The following is an 18,974-nucleotide window of genomic DNA, read 5'->3' as shown; positions in this document are numbered from 1 at the left end:
CTAGTCAATCACATTTTCCGGGCAGCATGCTCGCATGCCGTTGCTTGAATGGCATGATTTGCGCTGGCATAGGGGCTGGAACCGGCCGCCAACGCGCATTTTTCCGTGTCGCGGCTGTTGTATTTGTCCATACGTGTCCTGGCGGCAATGAAAAATGGCCGGGCGCTTGCGCGGCCCGGCCACTTGCCATGCCCTGCTTTTTGCTTGCTTAGCGGATTTTGCCGCGGCGCAAAAGATTGACGATGCCCAGCAGGATCACGGCGCCCAGGAACGAAACGAGCAGCGAAGACAGGCTGAAATTGTCGCTATTGATGGTGCCTGTGCCGAACAGGGGCGCCAGCAGCCAGCCGCCCAGGAAGGCGCCGACGATGCCGACGACGATATTGAGGAAGATGCCCTGTTGCGCATCGGTTTTCATGACCATGCTGGCCAGCCAGCCGATGACGCCGCCAATAACGATCCAGATAATGAAATTCATGTAGTCCTCCGCGCGGTGGATAAGTGGTTGTGTCATGTCAGAACAACATCATGCCAATGGATAGTGATGCCGCACGATAGAAAAGTCCAGCGGATTCGCATGGCGCATGCAAAAGCCCGCCTGGCTGCGGGCAGCGAGGCGGGCTTGTCATGCGGCAAGGTCGTGTTTAGTCGGCCTTGATCGCTTCAACCTGGATGGCCAGCTTGACTTCCGGCGAGAACGCCGGCATGCCGTAGTTCAGGCCAAAGTCGCTGCGCTTGAATTCCGCCGTGGCGTCGGCGCCGCACACTTCACGCTTGTAGCGCGGGTGCATGATGCACTTGAACTTGCTCACGTTCAACTTGACGGGCTTGGTCACGCCCAGCAGGGTCAGTTCGCCATCGACTTCCACCAGCTGCTCGCCGTTGAACTTGAGCGAGGTGCTCTTGTAGGTGATTTGCGGGAATTTCTCGACGTTGAACATGTCCGCTTTTTTCGCGTGCGTGTTCATGGCATCGAGGCCGAAGTCGATCGAATCGGCATCGATGACCAGGTCCAGGCTGCCGCTCTTGGCGGCGCGGTCCAGGGAAACCGTGCCCTTGGTCTTGTTGAACTTGCCGCGCCACACGGACATGCCCATGTGATCGGCTTCAAAGCTGGGGAAGGTATGCGTCGGGTCGAGGTTGTAGGTGTCGGTAGCGGCCATGGCCGAACCCGCGCCGGCGGCTGCCAGCACGGCGATCATCAAGTGCGAAAATTTCATGCAGATCCTAAAGTTGAACAGGTTGTGGGGTTGTTTTTGGTAACGCCTGAAAAACGTTCAGGACAAGGCGCCTTGCCGAAGGCAGTACGAATAGTACGACGAGGCAAGAGCAACGCAGTCATGGACGTTTTCTCAGGTGTTATTGCGCGGCGACGTGGAATTTGATGGTGACCTCGTCCGCAACCATGCTCGTGTCCTTCCACTCGCCTTCGCCGATGTTGTAGGTCAGGCGCTTGATCGGCAGGGCGCCGTCAAACGCGTATTTGCCGCCGTCGGCTTTTACCGCCAGGGGGAAGGTCACGTCCGTGGTCTTGCCTTTGATGCTCAGCTTGCCGGTAACCGTCAGCTTGCCCGCGCCGGCCGCCTTGATGCTGCTCGAGACAAAGGTGGCTTTCGGGAACTGGGCCGAGTTGAACCATTCTTTCTTGGCCACTTCCTTGTTGTACTCGGGGTCGCCGATATCGATGCTGGCGGTCTCGATTTCCACCGACGCTTTCGAGGCATCCGGCGTGGCCGGGTTGTAATCGATGGCGATATTGAATTTCTTGAACTTCGCTTCCACGGGCACGTTCATTTGCTTGAACACGGCCGACACGCTGGTCTTGGCGGGGTCGACTTTCAGCAGGGTGGCGGCGGTGGCGGCCACGGACAGGCCCAGCAGGGAAGCGAGGACGATGCGTTGGGTGGTTTTCATCTTGTTTTTTTCCTGTAGTTTCAGTGAGCAAGGGGACGTCGATGTCAGGGCAGCATGCGCTTGAGGACGCCATCACGGTCGATGAACTGGTGCTTCAGCGCCGCCAGCACATGGGCGGCCACGGCGGCTGCCATCGTCATGTTCAGAACATAATGAATCTCTTTTAAAAGCGGCTTAAGTTCCGGGTTTGGCGCCATGATGACGGGCAGCTGGAACAGGCCCAGGTAGACCACCGGCACGCCGGCGGCCAGGGTGTACAGGTAGCCGGAGATGGGCACGGCGAAGATCAGGATGTACAGCAGCACATGCATGGCGTCGGCCGCCTTCTTTTGCCAGGCAACCATGCTGGCCGGGTGCGGCGGCGGCACGTTGGCCTTGCGCCACAGCAGGCGGATGGCGGCGATGGCCAGCACGGTCACGCCCAGCCATTTGTGCCAGGAGAAATATTTGAGCTTGGTGGGCGTCAGGCCGGGAATATCCGTCATGACCAGGCCCATGACGAAGGCGCTGATGATCAGCAGGGCGGTCAGCCAGTGCAGGATGATGGCGGTGGTGGTGTAGCGTTGCATCGATGGCTTTCTTGAATGTAGTACGTATTAGGACTAATTCGGCCTAATATACCAAAGAAAATCAAATTGCGCTGCGTGCTGGAGATTCTACAAGAAAGAGTGCAGGAAAAACCGCGGGGCGGGCAGCATTTGTGTGCTGGCCGCCCCGCGGGAGTGGGATCGGACGATCCCCATGTGGAAACTGCTTAGATGGCTTTGGCCAATTGCGCCGCGATACCGATGTAGTTGCCCGGCGTCATGGTCAGCAGCACGTCCTTGGCATCCTGCGGAATGGCCAGGCCATTGACGAAGGTTTGCAGCGCTTCTTTCGAGATGCCCTTGCCGCGCGTCAGCTCTTTCAGCTGCTCGTACGGGTTTTCGATGCCATAGCGGCGCATCACGGTTTGTACGGGCTCGGCCAGCACTTCCCAGGTCGCGTCCAGGTCTTGCGCCAGGCGCGCGTGGTTCACTTCCAGCTTGTTCAGGCCGCGCAGGCAGCTGTCATACGCCAGCAAGGTGTAACCGAGGCCCACGCCGATGTTGCGCAGCACGGTCGAATCGGTCAAATCGCGCTGCATGCGCGAGACGGGCAGTTTTTCCGACAGGTGTTTCAGCACGGCGTTGGCCAGGCCCAGGTTGCCTTCCGAGTTTTCGAAGTCGATCGGGTTGACCTTGTGCGGCATGGTCGACGAACCGATTTCGCCCGCTTTCAGTTTCTGCTTGAAGTAGCCCAGCGAGACGTATGTCCAGATGTCGCGGTTCAGGTCCAGCAGGATCGTGTTGGCGCGCGCGAAGGCGTCGAACAGCTCGGCCATGTAGTCGTGCGGCTCGATCTGGATGGTGTACGGATTGAAGACCAGGCCCAGGCGCTGTTCGATGACGGCCTGCGAGAATGCGGGCCAGTCGAAGCCGGGGTAGGCCGCCAGGTGGGCGTTGTAGTTGCCGACGGCGCCATTCATCTTGCCGAGGATTTCCACTTGCGCGATGCGTTTCACGGCGCGCTGCAAACGGGCCACGACGTTGGCGAATTCCTTGCCCAGGGTGGTCGGGCTGGCCGTCTGGCCGTGCGTGCGCGAGAGCATCGGCACGTCGGCGTTGTCGTGCGCGATCTGCGTCAGCTTGGCCACCAGGCCGTTCAATGCCGGCAGCATCACGCCGTCGCGCGCGGCCTTGAGCATCATGCCGTGCGAGGTGTTGTTGATGTCTTCCGAGGTGCAGGCGAAATGGATGAATTCCGACGCCGCCACCAGTTCCGGCACGTCCGCCACTTGTTCCTTGAGCCAGTACTCGACGGCCTTGACGTCATGGTTGGTGACCGCTTCGATGGCCTTGATGCGGGCCGCGTCGGCTTCCGAGAAATCGGCCGCCATCTTGTCGAGCAGGGCGCTCGCTTCTGCCGAAAACGGCTTGATTTCGGCGAAACCGGCTTGCGACAGCGCTTGCAGCCAGGAGATTTCCACTTTCACGCGGTGGTGCATGAAACCGGCTTCGGACAGGATCGGGCGCAGCAGATCGGTCTTGCTGGCGTAGCGGCCATCGAGCGGAGACAGGGCCGACAGCGTGGAATACGGAGTAGTAGAAGTCATGAGAGCGGACGCAAGTTAAAGAAACGGTTGGCGTGTGGCGCGCGGGGAGGGCAGGGTTATTGCAATACAGCAACACTGACGGCGCCACAGTAAAGGGCGATTTTACCACCGCTGGCCGCTGGCCAGCCGTCCATCGGGCGCCGGCGCACCGCATTCGGGCCGAATCCGGCCCCGATGCGGCATGCCTGCCACACCATGGAGACGGCTGGGCGCGTGCTGCCAAACGCCGCTGCCGCCGATGCTATACTGCTTGCTGCTCCTTTACCTTAAAGTACCTATGAAACTGATCGGTTCCCTCGCCAGCCCGTATGTCCGCAAAGCCCGTATCGTGCTGGCGGAAAAAAAGCTCGACTATGTCTTCGAGCTGGAAAACGTGTGGGTGCCGGAAACCCGCATCGCCCAGGCCAATCCCCTGGGCAAAGTGCCTTGCCTGGTGATGGAGGATGGCAGCACGCTGATCGACTCGAAAGTCATCGTCGAATACCTCGACACGCTCACGCCCGTGTGCAAGCTGCTGCCGGCCGGCGGCAATGGCCGCGAGCGGGCCGATATCAAGAACTGGGAAGCGCTGGCCGACGGCATCCTCGACGCGGGCGTGCTGGTACGCCTGGAGCGCACGCAGCGCCCGCCCGAGCAGCAAAGCGCGGCCTGGATCGCGCGCCAGCTGGAAAAAGTCACCCTGGGCCTCGCGGCGCTGGAAGCGCGCCTGGGCGAGAGCGCATATTGCGCCGGCAAGAACTATACGCTGGCCGACGTGGCCGTGGGCTGCACCCTGGGCTGGCTCAGCTTCCGCTTCCCGGAAATCGACTGGCGCGCGGATCACCCGGCGCTGGCGCGCCTGTTTGACAAGCTGTCCGAGCGCCCATCGTTCAAGGACACCGCGCCGCAGTGAGCGCACGATGACCGGTCCCGACTCGAAGGCGCAGCAGCGCTTGCAGATGGCCGATATCGCGCGCCTGGCCGGCGTGTCCACGTCGACCGTGTCGCGCGCGCTGAGCGGCAGTTCGCTGGTCAATGAAGAGACGCGCGCGCGCGTCATCGCGCTGGCCCGTTCGCTCAAGTATTCCATCAATATCGGCGCGCAAAACCTGCGCCTGAAACAGAACCGCACGGTGGGCGTGGTGGTGCCGTATGACGCGGCCACGCGCCAGCACCTGTCCGATCCTTTTTTCCTCAGCATGCTGGGCAGTCTGGCCGATGCGCTGACGGAACAGGGCTTCGACATGCTCATTTCACGCGTGGATGCCGAAACGCTCGATGCGGCGGCCCAGTCCTTCGACAGCGGCCGCGTGATCGGCATCATCCTGATCGGCCAGTGGCGCCACCATGAACAACTGAACCAGCTGGCCGCGCGCCAGGTGCCCATCGTCGTGTGGGGCGCGCAATTGCCGCAGCAGCTGTATTGCACCGTCGGCGGCGATAACGTCGCCGGCGGCAGGCTGGCCACGGAACACTTGCTGGCGGCGGGGTGCCGGCGCATCGCCTTCTTTGGCGACGCCAAGCTGCCCGAAGTGGCGCAGCGCCACCAGGGTTATGTGCAGGCGCTGGCCGCGCAAGGGCTGGCGCCCGATCCGCAACTGTACGTGGCCGGCTCCTTCCTGCCGCAGGGCGGCGCGACGGACGTGCAGGAACTGCTGGACCGCCAGCTGCCGTTCGACGCCATCTTTGCCTGCAGCGACTTGCTGGCCATGAGCGCCATCAGCGCCCTGCGCGCGCGCGGCGTGGCCGTGCCGGAGCAGGTGGCCGTGGTCGGCTATGACGATATCGAACTGGCCGCGTATTTCCATCCGCCGCTGACCACCGTGCGCCAGCCGATCCGCACCGCCGGGCGCGCGCTGGTGGCCTCGCTGCTGGCGCTGGTCGACGGCGCGCCTGCGCCATCCCGGCAATTGCCAACCGAGCTGATAGTACGCGCCTCGGGCCGCTGAAGCGTCGTTGTCAGTCATTGCAACCGATTGCAATAAATTCAAATTTCCCCCTTTATTTTCATGCTGCGACGCAGCATGAAAAACGCTGAATTCACGTCAAACCCCGCTTTATTCGCTCTGTCTCGCCCATAGTTTTCCCTTAAAAACAACAATATTTTCATGTTGCAGTGCTCGATTGCAATCGATTGCAATAAATTCTTATTCGTTGAATAATGACGTACCGGCCCAGCCAGCGCGCCACGGCATGCGGCGGCCAGGACTCATAACAAGCCGATACCTCGACGTATCGGCATACAACATTGGAGACAAGATGAAGACACGTACTGCTCAACGCGGCGGCATGGCCGCAGCCGTCGCCCTGGCCATGCTGCAACTGGGCGCCGCCCAGGCGCAATCGGCCGGCGACACCGCCAGCGCCGCCCCTGCCGATGGCCTGAACCTGGAACGCATCGTGGTCACGGGCACCACCGGCGGCACGTCCAAAATGAAATCGAGCAATTCCGTCAGCAGCATGGAACTCGACACCATCCTGCACAATGCACCGACCAGCGCCGCCGAAGTCCTGCGCTCGGTGCCGGGCTTGCGGGCCGAGTCCTCGGGCGGCGAAGGCAATGCCAACATCACCGTGCGCGGCCTGCCCATTTCCGCCGGCGGCGCGCGCTACGTGCAGATCCAGGAAGATGGCTTGCCGGTGCTGCAGTTCGGCGACTTCAACTTCACCACGCCCGACAGCTTCGTCAAGATCGATTCCACGCTCGACCACCTGGAAGTGGTGCGCGGCGGTTCGGCCTCCACCCTGGCCACCAATTCGCCGGGCGGCATCATCAATTTCATCAGCAAGAACGGCAAGGAGAAGGGCGGCAGCGTGGCCATCAGCCGCGGCCTGGGCTACGACCAGACGAGGGTCGACTTCGACTATGGCGCGCCGGTGTCGGAGCGCACGCGCTTCTTCATCGGCGGCTCCTGGCGCACGGGCGAAGGCATCCGCCACAGTGGCGTCAACAGCGAAAAGGGCGGCCAGATCCGCGGCAATGTCACGCATGAATTCGACAGCGGCTTCGTGCGCCTGTCGTTCAAGCACCTCGACGACCAGTCGCCCACGGCCCTGCCGGTGCCGGTCAGCGTGCGCGATGGCCGCATCGGGGAAATCGCCGGCATCGACCCGCGCAAGGCCAGCTTCTATTCGCCGTACTGGGTGCCCGACATGGTGCTGAACAAGGATAACCAGCGCGTAGCCACCCGCGTCAACGACGGCTTGCATGTCAAAAGCGATACCGTGGGCCTGGAGGCATCGTTCAAGCTGGGGCAGGGCTGGAGCGTGAGCGAAAACTTCCGCCACGCCGACAATTCGGGGCGCTTCATCGGCGTCTTCCCGTCGAATAACGGCAGCGACGGCAGCTATGTGTTTGCCAGCGGCCCGAACCAGGGCAAGCCCTACACGGGCCGCGCGTTTTCCGCCGTGGTGTTCAACACGTCCATCGACGACGCCAGCAACACCCTGAGCGACACCAAGCTGGCCAGGACGTTCGTGCTCGACAGCGGCAAGCTGACCACCACGGCCGGCCTGTACCTGTCGCAGCAAAAGCTGGGCCTGACCTGGAACTTCAATGAATACCTGATGCAGGCCACGGGCGACCAGCCGGCGCTGCTGCAGACGGCCAGCGGCACCCCAGGCTACATCGGCCCGGCCTTTGGCGCCTGCTGCTCGCGCGCCGTCGACATGGAGTACCGCACGACGTCGCCCTACCTGAACCTGGCCTGGGAAAGCGGCGCGCTGAACCTCGACGGCGGCTTGCGGCGCGACCGCCAGCATGCCAGCGGCACGGCCAATATCGCCACCGGCGCGCAAGCCTATCTGCCGTCGACGGTGCAGCAGGTCGACTACACCCTGGGCCACACCTCGTACTCGCTGGGTGCGAACTACAAGCTGCAAGCCAGCCTGGCCGTGTTTGCCCGCGTCAGCGAAGGCGTGGCTTTCAATGCCGACCGTATCCTGTTCGGCACGCCGCTCGATGGCAGCGTGCCGGTGGCGATGAACACCGTGCGCCAGCTCGAAGGCGGCGTGAAATGGCGCCAGGGCCCCCTGAGCACCTTTGTGACCGTGTTCCAGGCCAAGACCAGGGAAAGCAATTACGAAGCGACCACCCAGCTGCGCACGGCCAACAGCTATGAAGCCAAGGGCGTGGAACTGGAAGCGGCCTACAGCGCCGGCGACTTCCGCATCAATGGCGGATTGACGTTCACGGATGCCGAGATCACGGGCACGGCGGCGGCCGACGTGGCGCTGATCGGCAATACGCCGCGGCGCCAGGCGCGCGTCGTGTACCAGATCGCGCCCACCTATGAATGGGGAGCCGCCACCCTGGGCGCCAGCCTGGTCGGCACGGGCAAGTCGTGGGGCGACGATGCGCACACGATCACCTTGCCCGCCTATCAGGTACTCAACGCCTTCGTCAATTACCAGCTCACGCCGCAAATGCAGGTGGCGCTGACGGCGAACAATCTGCTCAACAAGATCGGCTATACGGAAGTCGAGGGCGATGGCCATGCGGCCCGCTCGATCACGGGGCGCGCCGTCAAGGTCAGCCTGAAATACGCATTTTAAGCAAGGATAGGATTCATGATGTCGATACGCAGCCCTCTGGCGCGCCTGCTGGCGCCGCTCCCCACGCACTTGCGCGACGACGCGGCGCGCCGCTATGCGCGCCAGGAGGCGGTCTTGCTCGACCGCCTGGGCGGTCTGTATGGCCAGCGGCCTGACTTCCTGCCCTGGCTGGGCGACCTGATGGAAAGCGTGGGGCGGCTGTATGCGGCGCGCGCGCCGGCGCTGCTGCGGCAGGATGCGCAGCGCGAAGAACAGCCGGACTGGTTTGCCAGCCAGTCCATGCTGGGCTACAGCGCCTACGTGCAGCGCTTCGGCGGCAACCTGCAGGGCGTGGCGGCGCGCATTGGCCACCTGCGCGAACTGGGCGTGACCTATTTGCACCTGCTGCCGTTCTTGCGTGCGCGGGCCGGCGAAAGCGATGGGGGTTTTGCCGTCGCCAGCTTCGAGGAAGTCGACCCCGCTCTGGGCAGCAATGCCGACCTGCTGGCATTGACGGCGCAGCTGCGCGCGGCCGGCATCAGCCTGTGCTCGGACCTGATCCTCAATCACGTGGCCGACGACCATGCTTGGGCGCTGGGCGCCAAGGCGGGCGACGCGCTGCTGCGCGATTTTTTCCACACCTATCCCGACCGCGTGCAGCCGGACCGCTACGAGCGCACCGTGGGCCAGGTCTTTCCGCAGGCGGCGCCCGGCAATTTCACGTTCGTGCCGGAACTCCAGCGCTGGGTCTGGACCACGTTTTACCCGTACCAGTGGGATCTGAATTACGCCAATCCGGCCGTCTTCGCGGCCATGGCCGGCGCCATGCTGGGCCTGGCCAACAAGGGAATCGAGGTGTTCCGCCTCGATTCGACGGCCTTCCTGTGGAAGCGCGACGGTACGGACTGCATGAACCAGCCCGAAGCCCACAGCCTGCTGCAAGCCTTGCGGGCGATTGCCGCCATCGTCGCGCCCGGCGTGCTGCTCAAGGCCGAAGCCATCGTGCCAACGCCCAAGCTGCCCGCCTACTTTGGCAGCGATGCGGCGCCCGAGTGCCATATCGCCTATCACAGCAGCCTGATGGCCGCCGGCTGGTGCGCGCTGGCGGAGGAAAGCACGGACTTGCTGCAGCAGGTGATCGCCGCCACGCCGCCGCTGCCGCCGGCCGCAAGCTGGCTCAGTTATGTGCGCTGCCACGACGACATCGGCTGGAACGTGCTGCTCAATGAGGCGGGCGCGAACGGGCCGGCGCGCCTGGCACGCATCGCGCAGTTCTTTGCCGGCGCCACCGGCAGCTATGCGCGCGGCGCCGCCTTCCAGAGCAGCAGCGCCGACAGGGCGCATGGCAGCAACGGCATGGCCGCCTCGCTGGCTGGCCTGGAAAGCGCCGTCACGGTGCAGGAGCAGGAATACGCGTTGCGGCGTCTGCTGCTGCTGCATGGCCTGGCCTTGAGCTTTGGCGCCTTGCCCGTGCTGTACATGGGCGATGAACTGGGCATGACCAACGATCACAGCTACACGCAGCGGGCCGACCGGGCGATGGACAGCCGCTGGCTGCAGCGTCCCGCGTTCGACGACAGTTTGCTGGCATGGCGCCACGATGGCGTGAGCGCCAGCGGCCGGCTGTACCTGGCGCTGCGCCAGCTGATCGACGCGCGCCGGCGCTTGCCTGCCCTGGCCGCCGCCGCGCCGCGCAGCGTGCTGCCGGCCGATACGCCGGCCGTGCTGGCACTGCTGCGCGGCGACGGATTTCTCAACCTGAGCAACTTCAGCGGCGCCAGCCAGCGTTTCACTTTGCCCGCGGGCGAATGGCGCAACAGCCTCGATGGCAGCGTGCTGGCCGGCACGGTAGGCCTGCAGCCATGGCATATGCTGTGGCTGGAGCGGGAGCAAGATCGGGAGCCAGCATGAGCGACGCCAGCGCGCACCGTCCGCATCTGTCGTTCTGGCAGATCGTCAACATGAACGTCGGATTTTTCGGCATCCAGTTCAGTTTTGGGCTACAGCAAAGCAGCATGAGCCCCATCTATAAATACCTGGGCGCCGATGAGGCGAGCCTGCCGTACCTGTGGCTGGCCGGTCCCATGACGGGGCTGCTCGTGCAACCGCTGATTGGCGCCTTGAGCGACCGCACGGTGACGCGCTGGGGGCGCCGCACGCCCTATTTTCTGATCGGCGCCATCCTGTGCAGCCTGGGCCTGCTGGCCATGCCGTTCAGCCCCACCCTGTGGATGGCCGCCAGCCTGCTGTGGATACTCGACGCGGCCAACAACGTGACGATGGAGCCGTACCGCGCCTTTGTCAGCGACAAGCTCGACAAGAAGCAGCACTCGCTGGGTTTTCTCACGCAAAGCGCGTTTACGGGGCTGGGGCAAACGCTGGCCTACCTGACGCCATCGCTGCTGGTCATGCTGGGCATGAACAAGGATGCCGTCAATGGCAGCCATATTCCGCACATCGTCATCGCCGCCTTCCTGATCGGCGCCGTGTTCTCGCTCGCCTCGGTGCTGTGGACCCTGAAGACGACGCCGGAAAATCCGCTCACGGCGGCCGAGCTGGCGGCCATCCGCAGCCGCCCGCCGGGCTGGCGCCACACGCTGGCCGATATCGGCGCGGCCCTGCGCGACATGCCGCCGACGATGAAGCAGCTGGCCCTCGTCAACCTGTTCCAGTGGTACGCCATGTTCTGCTACTGGCAGTACATTGCGCTGTCGCTGGCGGCGACCCTGTTTCACACGACGGACCCCGCGTCGCAAGGCTTCCGCGACGCCGGCCTGCTGAACGGGCAGGTGGGCGCCTTCTACAATTTCGTCGCCTTTGTCGCCGCCTTTGCGCTGGTGCCGTTCACGCGCCGCTTCGGCCCCAAGCGCATGCACAGCCTGTGCCTGTGCGCGGCCGGCGTGGGCATGCTGAGCATCCCGCTGATCCACAGTCCGGCGCTGCTGTTGCTGCCCATGCTGGGCGTGGGACTGGCCTGGGCCAGCATCATGGGCAATCCCTACATCATGCTGGCCGGCTGCATTCCGCCCGAGCGCACGGGCGTCTACATGGGCATTTTTAATATGTTCATCGTCATCCCGATGATCATCCAGATCTTCACCTTGCCCCTGTATTACCGCAGCTGGCTGGGCGGCAATCCGGAGAACGTCATCCGGCTGGCCGGCGCCCTGTTGCTGTGCGCGGCGGTGGCGGTGCTGTTCGTCAGGCTGCGCCCGCCGCAGGCTAAAAAGACTTGAGGACGGACGTAAAAAAACCGGCAAGCTGCCGGTTTTTCTTGTTCCACCAATGATGTTACGACACCTGATAAAACCGTAGCGAGCGGAAGGAAGAGGTGGCCGAGAAGCGCAACCGTACTTTAGTACGGGGGCGCCGAGCCGGTGAGCATCGCAGGCCGCCTATGCCGACGCGCAGTAGGTTTTGGCAGGTGTCCTGATTACTCTTCGACGGCCATCTGACTTTGCAGGTAATTCTGGATGCCGACCTTGGCGATCAGGTCGATCTGCGTTTCGAGCCAGTCGATATGCTCTTCCGTGTCTTCCAGGATCATCAGGAACAGGTCGCGCGAGACGTAGTCGCCCGCTTTTTCGCTGATGGCGATGCCTTCCTTGACGGTGGCGTGCGCGGCGCGTTCCAGCTTCAAGTCGCATTCCAGCATTTCCGGCGTGTTCTCGCCGATCAGCAGCTTGTGCAGCGCTTGCAGGTTCGGCAGGCCGTCGAGCATCAGGATGCGGTCGATCAGCTTGTCGGCGTGTTTCATTTCGCCGATCGATTCCTCATATTCCTTCTTGCCCAGCTTTTCCAGGCCCCAGTGCTTGTACATGCGTGCATGCAGGAAGTACTGATTGATGGCCGACAGTTCGTTGGTGAGCTGTGCGTTGAGCATGCGGATGACTTCTTTATCGCCCTTCATGGGAATTCCTTTGTTCTGTGTCGCGTTCGATGATGAAACCGCAGGCTGCTGGCGTTCACTGCCGGGTGGCGCAGGGCTGCCTGGTGGCGCGCAGGTTGCCGGTTTCGCTATGCCCGCATGATAGCGCAAAATATGGGCGGTTTCGGGCGGTAAACGGCATTTTTCCGTCTTTTTAACGTAAATATCGTGCGAATAAAACCCATTCTCAAATGGATTGCCAGATTTTTCCGTTTTTTATTTGTTAAGGAAAATGAAGGCCATTCTCATTCGCGTTCCTGGCGCTATTTTTTGGTCGCCGGCACGCCTGCCTGGCCGCGCTGAACAGGCGGGAAATGTTGGGCCATTCTTGCTTTTGTGTCTTCTTGGCCGCTGCCGGCGATGCGATAATCAGGCAGCGATATTTACTGAAAAAAGGATAGCAAGATGATGCTGCATATACCCGGCGTGCTGACGCCGGAACAAGTGACGCAGTTTCGCCAGCGCCTGGCGCAGACGGACTGGATCGACGGGCGCGCCAGCGTCGGGGCGCAAGGCGCGCAAGTCAAGCGCAACCGCCAGCTGGCCGAAGGTTCGCCGCTGGCGCTGGAGCTGGGCGAGATCGTCAGCCGCGCGCTGATGGCCAATCCGCTGTTCTTTGCCGCCGTGCTGCCGCTGCGTATCCTGCCGCCCTTCTTCAACAGCTATGCGGGCGGCGAGCACTATGGCTTGCACATCGATGGCGCCATCCGCACGCCGAAAAACGGCATGCAGTCGATGCGCGCCGACGTCTCGTCGACCGTGTTCCTGAGCGAGCCGGACGAGTACGAGGGCGGCGAGCTGGTGGTGGTCGACTCCTATGGCACGCACGAAGTGAAACTGCCGGCCGGCGATGTGATCGTGTATCCGTCGAGCAGCGTGCACCAGGTGCTGCCCGTCACCAGCGGCGAGCGCATCTGTTCCTTCCTGTGGACGCAAAGCATGGTGCGCGAGGATTGGAAGCGCAGCATGCTGTTTGAGCTCGATCAAAACATCCAGAACGTGCGCGCAGAACACGGCGATTCACCGGCGACCGTAGGCTTGACGGGGCATTATCATAATTTGCTGCGGATGTGGGCGGAGATGTAAAAAGGGGGCGGACCCTGCGGGACTAGGCGTCCCCGTTCGACCCCAGTTTTTTTAGGGTTAAGAAGAGAATACGGTTTTTTGCATGCTCTAACCCTAGACCTGAACGGCTGGGGTCAGGCCCAAAGGGTCTGACCCCAAAAAAAAGTCTGCCTGGCCCGGGGATGTAGGCTGGCAGACTGAAACAAGCAAATCGCTTGACTAAAAACAGGGCGCAAGAAAGCAAGCAGGGCACTTGGTGCGGTGCTTGCGGGCTGGCAGCGGCCCAAGGGCCGCAGGAAGGCTAGCTCAACTGGAAGGTCAGGGGGACAAGCACGTACACGGGGACGGGCTTGCCGTTTTCGATCATGGGCTTGAACAGCGCGCGCTGGGCGGCCTGGCGGCCCGCTTCATCGAGATTCGTGTAGCCGGTCGACTTCTGGATCAGGATTTGCTCGGGCAAGCCCTTTTCATTGATCAGGATGCGCAACACCACGGTGCCGCTTTCGCCCAAGCGGCGCGACAGATTCGGGTAGATCAGCTGCGGCGCCTTGATGTATTCGACGCTGCTGACGGTGCGCGGCGTCGCTGGCGCCGGCGGCGTTGGCGACGGTGCCGCTGGCGCCGTTGGGGCGGCGGTGGCGACAGGGGCCGCTTCGGCGCGCGTCGGCTGCGGCGGCGTGATCGTCGGTTCGGTGGGCGCCACGGCGATCAGCGGCAGCGGCGGGATCACGGCGCGCGGCACGGGCGCGCTCAGTTCCACGGTTTTCGGTACGGACGGCGCCGGCGGCTTGGGCGGCGCCGGCGGGGCGATGATGCTGATGGTGGTGATGGTCGGCATGGCCGCCGTGACGACGCGGCTCAGCAGGCCGCTCTGGATGGCGTAGAAGCCGGCGATATGCAGGACGACGATGGCCATCAGCGGCGCGAACTTGCTGCGCTTCTTGTCGAAGTCGGCAAATTGCTGCACGGCCTGCACCGTTACGGGCGGGGGCATCATCGTCATGGCGTTCATCGCTTTCTTTAGTTTGTCAGTACAGCTCGCATCAATACGGTTTCTTGCAGCGCCACGGTGGCGTTCAGGTGATCGTTCAGCACTTCCCGCGCGCAAGTGTGGCATTTGCCGCAGCAGGTGGCCACGCCCAGGTCGCGGCGCAGTTCGGCCATGCTGGACAGGCCAAGATCGACGGCTTGACGGATTTCACGATCAGATATGTTGTTGCAGACACATACAATCATTGATACACCTTCTGGCTGGAGGATGAACAGACACTAGTGCTGTGAAGCATTGTTGCTAGTGTTTTAATGAGAATCATTATCATTACGTTTCATTGTCGCGCAAAGTACGGGACAATGCAAGCGATTTTGATCAAGTGTGCGGCAGTTGGCGGGCTGGCCCGGCAGCTTGCCATGCGCTTTGCGCGCATGGCGCAGCCCTTGACAGGGGCGGCTCTCCGGGCTAAATAAAAACAATTCGCATTCATGTTTATAATGCTGGTATTGTCTCGGACGGTCGCCGTCTGGACACCTTGAAAGGCCGCTTGTCGGTAATGCGCAACAGTTGCGTTTTACCTCACAACATCAGGGCATGCGCCACGCGCAGCAGTCTGTCCCCGGTGTTCTTAATTTGAACGGAATTTGCTCATGACTCTAGTTCCACCCCTGATGACGCTCGATGCGCTGGCAGTCGGCCAGAGCGGCACGGTGTTGCATATCACGCCCCACACGGCAGGACAGACGGAAGATGGCGTCGACCTCGTCCGCCGGTTGATGGAGCTGGGATTCGTTCCCGGCGAACGTATCCGCATGCTCAAGCGCGGCATTCCCGGCGGCGATCCGCTGGCCATCAAGGTCGGCAATGCCACGTTCGCACTGCGCCGCTTCGAAGCGGCGCTGATCACGATTCAACCGCTGCTTCAACCGGAATAAATATGGGTGCCGTAGAAACTATCGTGGAAGCGGGCGCGCACAAGCCGCCGCACCAGCCACAAATCGCCTTGCTGGGCAATCCGAACTGCGGCAAGACGGCCCTGTTCAACCGTTTGACGGGCGCGCGCCAGAAAGTGGCGAACTACGCCGGCGTGACCATTGAGCGCAAGGAAGGCCATTTCACGTCACCCGCCGGCAAACCCGTGCGCCTGCTCGATCTGCCGGGCGCCTACAGCCTGTCGGCCACCACGCCTGATGAAGCCATCACGCGCGACGTGGTGGGCGGCTTGCGCAAGGGTGACCCGCGCCCGGACGCCATCATCTGCGTGGTCGACGCCACCAATCTGCGCCTGAATTTGCGCCTGGTGCTGGAAGTCAAGCGCCTGGGCCTGCCCATGCTGCTGGCCCTGAACATGACGGACGTGGCGCGCAAGCGCGGCATGCTCATCGACACGGCCAGGCTGTCGCAGGAACTGGGCATGCCCGTGGTGGAAACCGTCGCGGTGCAGCATGACGGCGAAAAGGCATTGTTGGGCGCCATCGATGCCATGCTGCCGCTGCCGGTGGTGGAAGCAAAACCGCTGGCTGCCATCGACGCCGTCAGCGTCGAAGAGACGCAGCGCGAAGTGCGCCGCATCCTGGCCGCCGTCAGCAACGACACGCGCGACAGCGGCAACCTGACGGAAAAGATCGACGACGTGGTGCTGCATCCCGTCTTCGGCCCCATCATCCTGGCCGTGCTGATGTTCCTGATCTTCCAGGCCGTGTTTGCCTGGGCCGCCACGCCGATGGAAATGATCACCGATGGCGTGGGCCACCTGGGCGCCCTGCTGACGGCGAACATGCCCGATGGCCACCTGAAAAGCCTGCTGGTGGAAGGCATCATCGGCGGCGTCGGCAGCGTGCTGGTGTTCCTGCCGCAAATCCTGATCCTGTTCTTCTTTATTTTGAGCCTGGAAGACTGCGGCTACCTGCCGCGCGCGGCCTTCCTGCTGGACCGCCTGATGGGCGGCGTGGGCCTGTCGGGCCGCGCCTTCATTCCGCTGCTGTCGAGCTTTGCCTGCGCCATTCCCGGCGTGATGGCGGCGCGCACCATCCAGAATCCGCGCGACCGCCTCGTTACCATCATGATCGCGCCGCTGATGACGTGTTCGGCGCGCCTGCCCGTGTATGCGCTGATCATCGCCGCCTTCATCCCCGAGCGCCAGGTGTGGGACTACCTGAGCCTGCAAGGCCTGGTGCTGTTCGTGCTGTACTTCGCCGGCATCATCTCGGCCATGGCCGTGGCTTGGGTCATGAAGCGCAGCATGGGCGTGCGCGGCAACCAGCCGCTGCTGCTGGAACTGCCGGCCTACCACTGGCCGCATCTGCGCAACCTGGCCGTCAGCCTGTGGGAGCGCGCGAAGATCTTCCTCACGCGCGTCGGTACCATCATCCTGAGCCTGATGATCATCCTGTGGTTCCTCAGCACCTTCCCTGGCGCGCCGGACAACGCGATCCATCCGCCCATCTACTACAGCCTGGCGGGCATCCTGGGCCGCGGCCTGGAAGTGATCTTCGCGCCCATCGGTTTTAATTGGCAGATCTGCATCGCGCTGGTACCTGGCATGGCGGCGCGCGAAGTGGCCGTCGGCGCCCTGGGCACCGTGTATGCGCTGTCGCAAACGGGCGACGCGCTGGCTTCCACCCTGGAGCCGCTGATCGCCCATTCGTGGTCGATGGCGACTGCGTTGTCGCTGCTGGCCTGGTACGTGTTCGCGCCGCAGTGCCTGTCGACCCTCTCCGTGGTGAAACGCGAAACGGGCGGCTGGCGCTATCCGCTGCTGATGGCGGGCTACATGTTCGCCCTCGCGTATGCCGCCTCGTTCATCACGTACCGCGTCGCCCTGTTGCTGGGCGCTTAGGAGAAAACCATGTGGCAAACCCTCATCGTCGCCCTGATCGTCGCAGCTGCGCTGCTGCATTTTTCGACCAAGTACCTGCCAGCCGGCGTGCGCCGCGCCATCGTGCGCGGCCTGGTGCGCTGCGGCCTCGATGAGGCGAAGATGTCGACCTTCTTCAAGGTGGCGCCTGGCTGCGGCAGCGGCTGCGGTTCCTGCGGCTCCTGCGACAGTCCGCCGCCGCCGTCAAACACGCCGCCGGCCGACGGCAGCAGCAAGCGCGTGATCCTGATGCAGGTGCAGCGCCAGGATTGATGTACGTCTGGCTACGCGCCCGTCCCTGAGCTACACTGGGCTTTCCGCATGGCAAGGAGTGGCAATGGCGATACTGTTGATCTTCATGTTTTTGTTTGCGATCGCCACCTGGCTGCTGGCCAGCCGGCGTGGCCGCCACGGGGGACTCTGGTTCGGCATCGGCCTGTTCCTCGGGCCCTTTGCCTTGCTGGCGGTGGCGGCCCTGCCTCCCGTCGCGGCGCGCTGATCCTGTATTGTTAAAACCCGCCAGCGCGGGTTTTTTTACGCCCGCGCGCCCGCGTGGCGCAGCCGGTACTGGCGCGGCGAGCAGGCCATGACGCGCTTGAAGGCGTGGCTGAAGGCGCTGTCCGAATCGTAGCCCAGCGCCTGCGCGATCGCGGCGATGGACGCGCCGCTGTCCTTCAGGCGCCGCGTGGCCAGGCGCATGCGCCAGCGCAGCAGGTAGTCGAGCGGGGTCACGCCGACCCTGTTCTTGAAATGCACGGCAAAGGCGGAGCGCGACTGGCCCGCGACGGCGGCCAGTTGCGCCAAGGTCCAGCGGTGGGCCGGTTGCGCATGCATGGCCTCGATGGCCGCGCGCAGCCGGGGATCGGCCAGCGCGAACAGCCAGCCTGCCGGGTGCGAGGCCTGCGCTGCCAGATACTGGCGCAGCATCTGCAGCAGCATCATGTGGCCCAAGTGGCGCGTCATCAGCGCCGCGCCAGGCGCCGTCGCCTGCAGTTCCTGCGCCAGGCGTTGCAAGGCCCAGTGCAGCACGCTGGCCTGGTCCGTGTCGCCGCGCACGTGCAGCAGCGGCGGCAGGCAGTCGAGCAGGATGGCCGCTTCGTCGCCAAAGCTGAAGCGTCCGCCGATGAGAAAAAAATCGTGCTGCGGCGCGCCGTGGCGGGCCACGCCGTGCTGCGCGTGCCGGTACACGTCCAGCGCCGGCGCGGCCGGCAAGCCGGGTGTGCTGCCCAGGGTGAACGCGCGTCCCGGCGCCAGCAGGAAGCAGTCGCCCGTCTGCAGGCGCACGGGAGCGTCGATGCCCGCGACCGTCAGCCAGCAGCCGCCTTCGATCACGGTGTTGAACTTGATGCCGTCCGGCGGCGGAAAGTCGATGGCCCACTCGCCGCCCGCCTTCAGGCCGGCAAAGTAGGAACTGCGGGTATCAAACAGCGAAAGTACATCGGAGAGCAAATCCATGATGGGGGCAATTCTGGACGATAGCGATAGTATTGAAGATTTTACGCCATTCACAGTCCAGTTCTTTGCGCGCAACATATCCATCTCGCCAGCCATTCTGACTGGCGCCACTTGCAAA

At 63.2% G+C, this 18,974-nt stretch carries 20 protein-coding genes; 10 read left to right on the top strand and 10 right to left on the bottom strand.

Annotated elements, in window-relative coordinates; all coding sequences use genetic code 11:
• Positions 1 to 8 precede the first annotated feature (8 nt).
• The 6 genes from AC1RJW_RS12000 to purB form a co-directional block, all read right to left on the bottom strand.
• Positions 9 to 131, bottom strand: coding sequence for a hypothetical protein (locus AC1RJW_RS12000; protein ID WP_493045096.1), 123 nt, complete (start codon positions 129 to 131; stop codon positions 9 to 11).
• A gap of 77 nt (positions 132 to 208) precedes the next feature.
• On the bottom strand, positions 209 to 478 hold the full coding sequence (locus AC1RJW_RS11995; protein ID WP_071075198.1) for a GlsB/YeaQ/YmgE family stress response membrane protein: 270 nt from the start codon (positions 476 to 478) through the stop codon (positions 209 to 211).
• A 166-nt stretch (positions 479 to 644) separates the two neighbouring features.
• A complete protein-coding gene (locus AC1RJW_RS11990) occupies positions 645 to 1,220 on the bottom strand; it encodes a YceI family protein (protein ID WP_493045095.1) in 576 nt (191 codons plus the stop codon).
• A gap of 139 nt (positions 1,221 to 1,359) precedes the next feature.
• Positions 1,360 to 1,914 (bottom strand): YceI family protein, encoded by a 555-nt coding sequence (locus AC1RJW_RS11985; protein WP_070290826.1) that lies wholly within the window; start codon positions 1,912 to 1,914, stop codon positions 1,360 to 1,362.
• Between the two features lie 44 nt (positions 1,915 to 1,958).
• The gene (locus AC1RJW_RS11980; protein WP_070311507.1) at positions 1,959 to 2,483 is read right to left on the bottom strand and encodes a cytochrome b; all 525 of its coding nucleotides are present in this window, start codon (positions 2,481 to 2,483) and stop codon (positions 1,959 to 1,961) included.
• Positions 2,484 to 2,668: 185 nt separating this feature from the next.
• Positions 2,669 to 4,048, bottom strand: a complete 1,380-nt coding sequence (gene purB / locus AC1RJW_RS11975; RefSeq protein WP_493045093.1) for an adenylosuccinate lyase — start codon at positions 4,046 to 4,048, stop codon at positions 2,669 to 2,671.
• Between the two features lie 277 nt (positions 4,049 to 4,325).
• Between purB and AC1RJW_RS11970 the strand changes: the two genes are divergently transcribed.
• The 5 genes from AC1RJW_RS11970 to AC1RJW_RS11950 all read left to right on the top strand — a co-directional run bounded on the left by AC1RJW_RS11970 (position 4,326) and on the right by AC1RJW_RS11950 (position 11,796).
• Positions 4,326 to 4,940: a glutathione S-transferase N-terminal domain-containing protein gene (locus tag AC1RJW_RS11970; protein ID WP_493045092.1), complete on the top strand. Its 615-nt coding sequence runs from the start codon at positions 4,326 to 4,328 to the stop codon at positions 4,938 to 4,940.
• 7 nt (positions 4,941 to 4,947) lie between these two features.
• The gene (locus AC1RJW_RS11965) at positions 4,948 to 5,976 is read left to right on the top strand and encodes a LacI family DNA-binding transcriptional regulator (protein ID WP_493045091.1); all 1,029 of its coding nucleotides are present in this window, start codon (positions 4,948 to 4,950) and stop codon (positions 5,974 to 5,976) included.
• A 310-nt stretch (positions 5,977 to 6,286) separates the two neighbouring features.
• A complete protein-coding gene (locus AC1RJW_RS11960) occupies positions 6,287 to 8,581 on the top strand; it encodes a TonB-dependent receptor (RefSeq protein WP_493045090.1) in 2,295 nt (764 codons plus the stop codon).
• Positions 8,582 to 8,596: 15 nt separating this feature from the next.
• Positions 8,597 to 10,471, top strand: coding sequence for an alpha-amylase family glycosyl hydrolase (locus AC1RJW_RS11955; RefSeq protein ID WP_493045089.1), 1,875 nt, complete (start codon positions 8,597 to 8,599; stop codon positions 10,469 to 10,471).
• Positions 10,468 to 11,796 carry an MFS transporter gene (locus AC1RJW_RS11950; RefSeq protein ID WP_493045088.1) on the top strand — a complete coding sequence of 443 codons (1,329 nt, stop codon included), beginning with the start codon at positions 10,468 to 10,470 and terminating at the stop codon, positions 11,794 to 11,796. Before AC1RJW_RS11955 ends, AC1RJW_RS11950 begins: the two co-directional genes overlap by 4 nt.
• Positions 11,797 to 11,993: 197 nt before the next feature.
• On the opposite strand, the gene bfr is transcribed toward AC1RJW_RS11950, so the two are convergent.
• Entirely contained in the window at positions 11,994 to 12,470 is a 477-nt protein-coding gene (gene bfr, locus AC1RJW_RS11945; RefSeq protein ID WP_010401839.1) for a bacterioferritin, read from the bottom strand.
• A gap of 423 nt (positions 12,471 to 12,893) precedes the next feature.
• On the opposite strand from bfr, the gene AC1RJW_RS11940 reads away from it, so the two are divergent.
• Complete coding sequence (locus AC1RJW_RS11940) at positions 12,894 to 13,574, top strand: Fe2+-dependent dioxygenase (protein ID WP_493045087.1); 681 nt, start codon at positions 12,894 to 12,896, stop codon at positions 13,572 to 13,574.
• Positions 13,575 to 13,854: 280 nt separating this feature from the next.
• Here AC1RJW_RS11940 and AC1RJW_RS11935 read toward each other — a convergent pair whose 3' ends face one another.
• Positions 13,855 to 14,556 carry an energy transducer TonB gene (locus tag AC1RJW_RS11935; RefSeq protein WP_493045086.1) on the bottom strand — a complete coding sequence of 234 codons (702 nt, stop codon included), beginning with the start codon at positions 14,554 to 14,556 and terminating at the stop codon, positions 13,855 to 13,857.
• A 17-nt stretch (positions 14,557 to 14,573) separates the two neighbouring features.
• Entirely contained in the window at positions 14,574 to 14,789 is a 216-nt protein-coding gene (locus AC1RJW_RS11930) for a (2Fe-2S)-binding protein (protein ID WP_034745611.1), read from the bottom strand.
• A 405-nt stretch (positions 14,790 to 15,194) separates the two neighbouring features.
• Between AC1RJW_RS11930 and AC1RJW_RS11925 the strand changes: the two genes are divergently transcribed.
• The 4 genes from AC1RJW_RS11925 to AC1RJW_RS11910 all read left to right on the top strand — a co-directional run bounded on the left by AC1RJW_RS11925 (position 15,195) and on the right by AC1RJW_RS11910 (position 17,900).
• Positions 15,195 to 15,479, top strand: coding sequence for a FeoA family protein (locus AC1RJW_RS11925; RefSeq protein ID WP_493045084.1), 285 nt, complete (start codon positions 15,195 to 15,197; stop codon positions 15,477 to 15,479).
• Between the two features lie 2 nt (positions 15,480 to 15,481).
• Complete coding sequence (gene feoB / locus AC1RJW_RS11920) at positions 15,482 to 17,383, top strand: ferrous iron transporter B (RefSeq protein ID WP_493045083.1); 1,902 nt, start codon at positions 15,482 to 15,484, stop codon at positions 17,381 to 17,383.
• A 9-nt stretch (positions 17,384 to 17,392) separates the two neighbouring features.
• Positions 17,393 to 17,674, top strand: a complete 282-nt coding sequence (locus AC1RJW_RS11915) for a DUF6587 family protein (protein WP_493045082.1) — start codon at positions 17,393 to 17,395, stop codon at positions 17,672 to 17,674.
• 64 nt (positions 17,675 to 17,738) lie between these two features.
• Positions 17,739 to 17,900: a hypothetical protein gene (locus AC1RJW_RS11910; RefSeq protein ID WP_493045081.1), complete on the top strand. Its 162-nt coding sequence runs from the start codon at positions 17,739 to 17,741 to the stop codon at positions 17,898 to 17,900.
• Between the two features lie 35 nt (positions 17,901 to 17,935).
• Here the strand turns inward: AC1RJW_RS11910 and AC1RJW_RS11905 are convergent, their stop codons facing one another.
• A complete protein-coding gene (locus AC1RJW_RS11905; protein WP_493045080.1) occupies positions 17,936 to 18,856 on the bottom strand; it encodes an AraC family transcriptional regulator in 921 nt (306 codons plus the stop codon).
• Positions 18,857 to 18,974 lie beyond the last annotated feature (118 nt).

This window comes from Janthinobacterium sp. GW822-FHT07A03 (genome assembly GCF_058798815.1).
The sequence above is the reverse complement of the archived record's forward strand: the minus strand, read 5'-3'. Positions and strand labels throughout refer to the sequence as shown.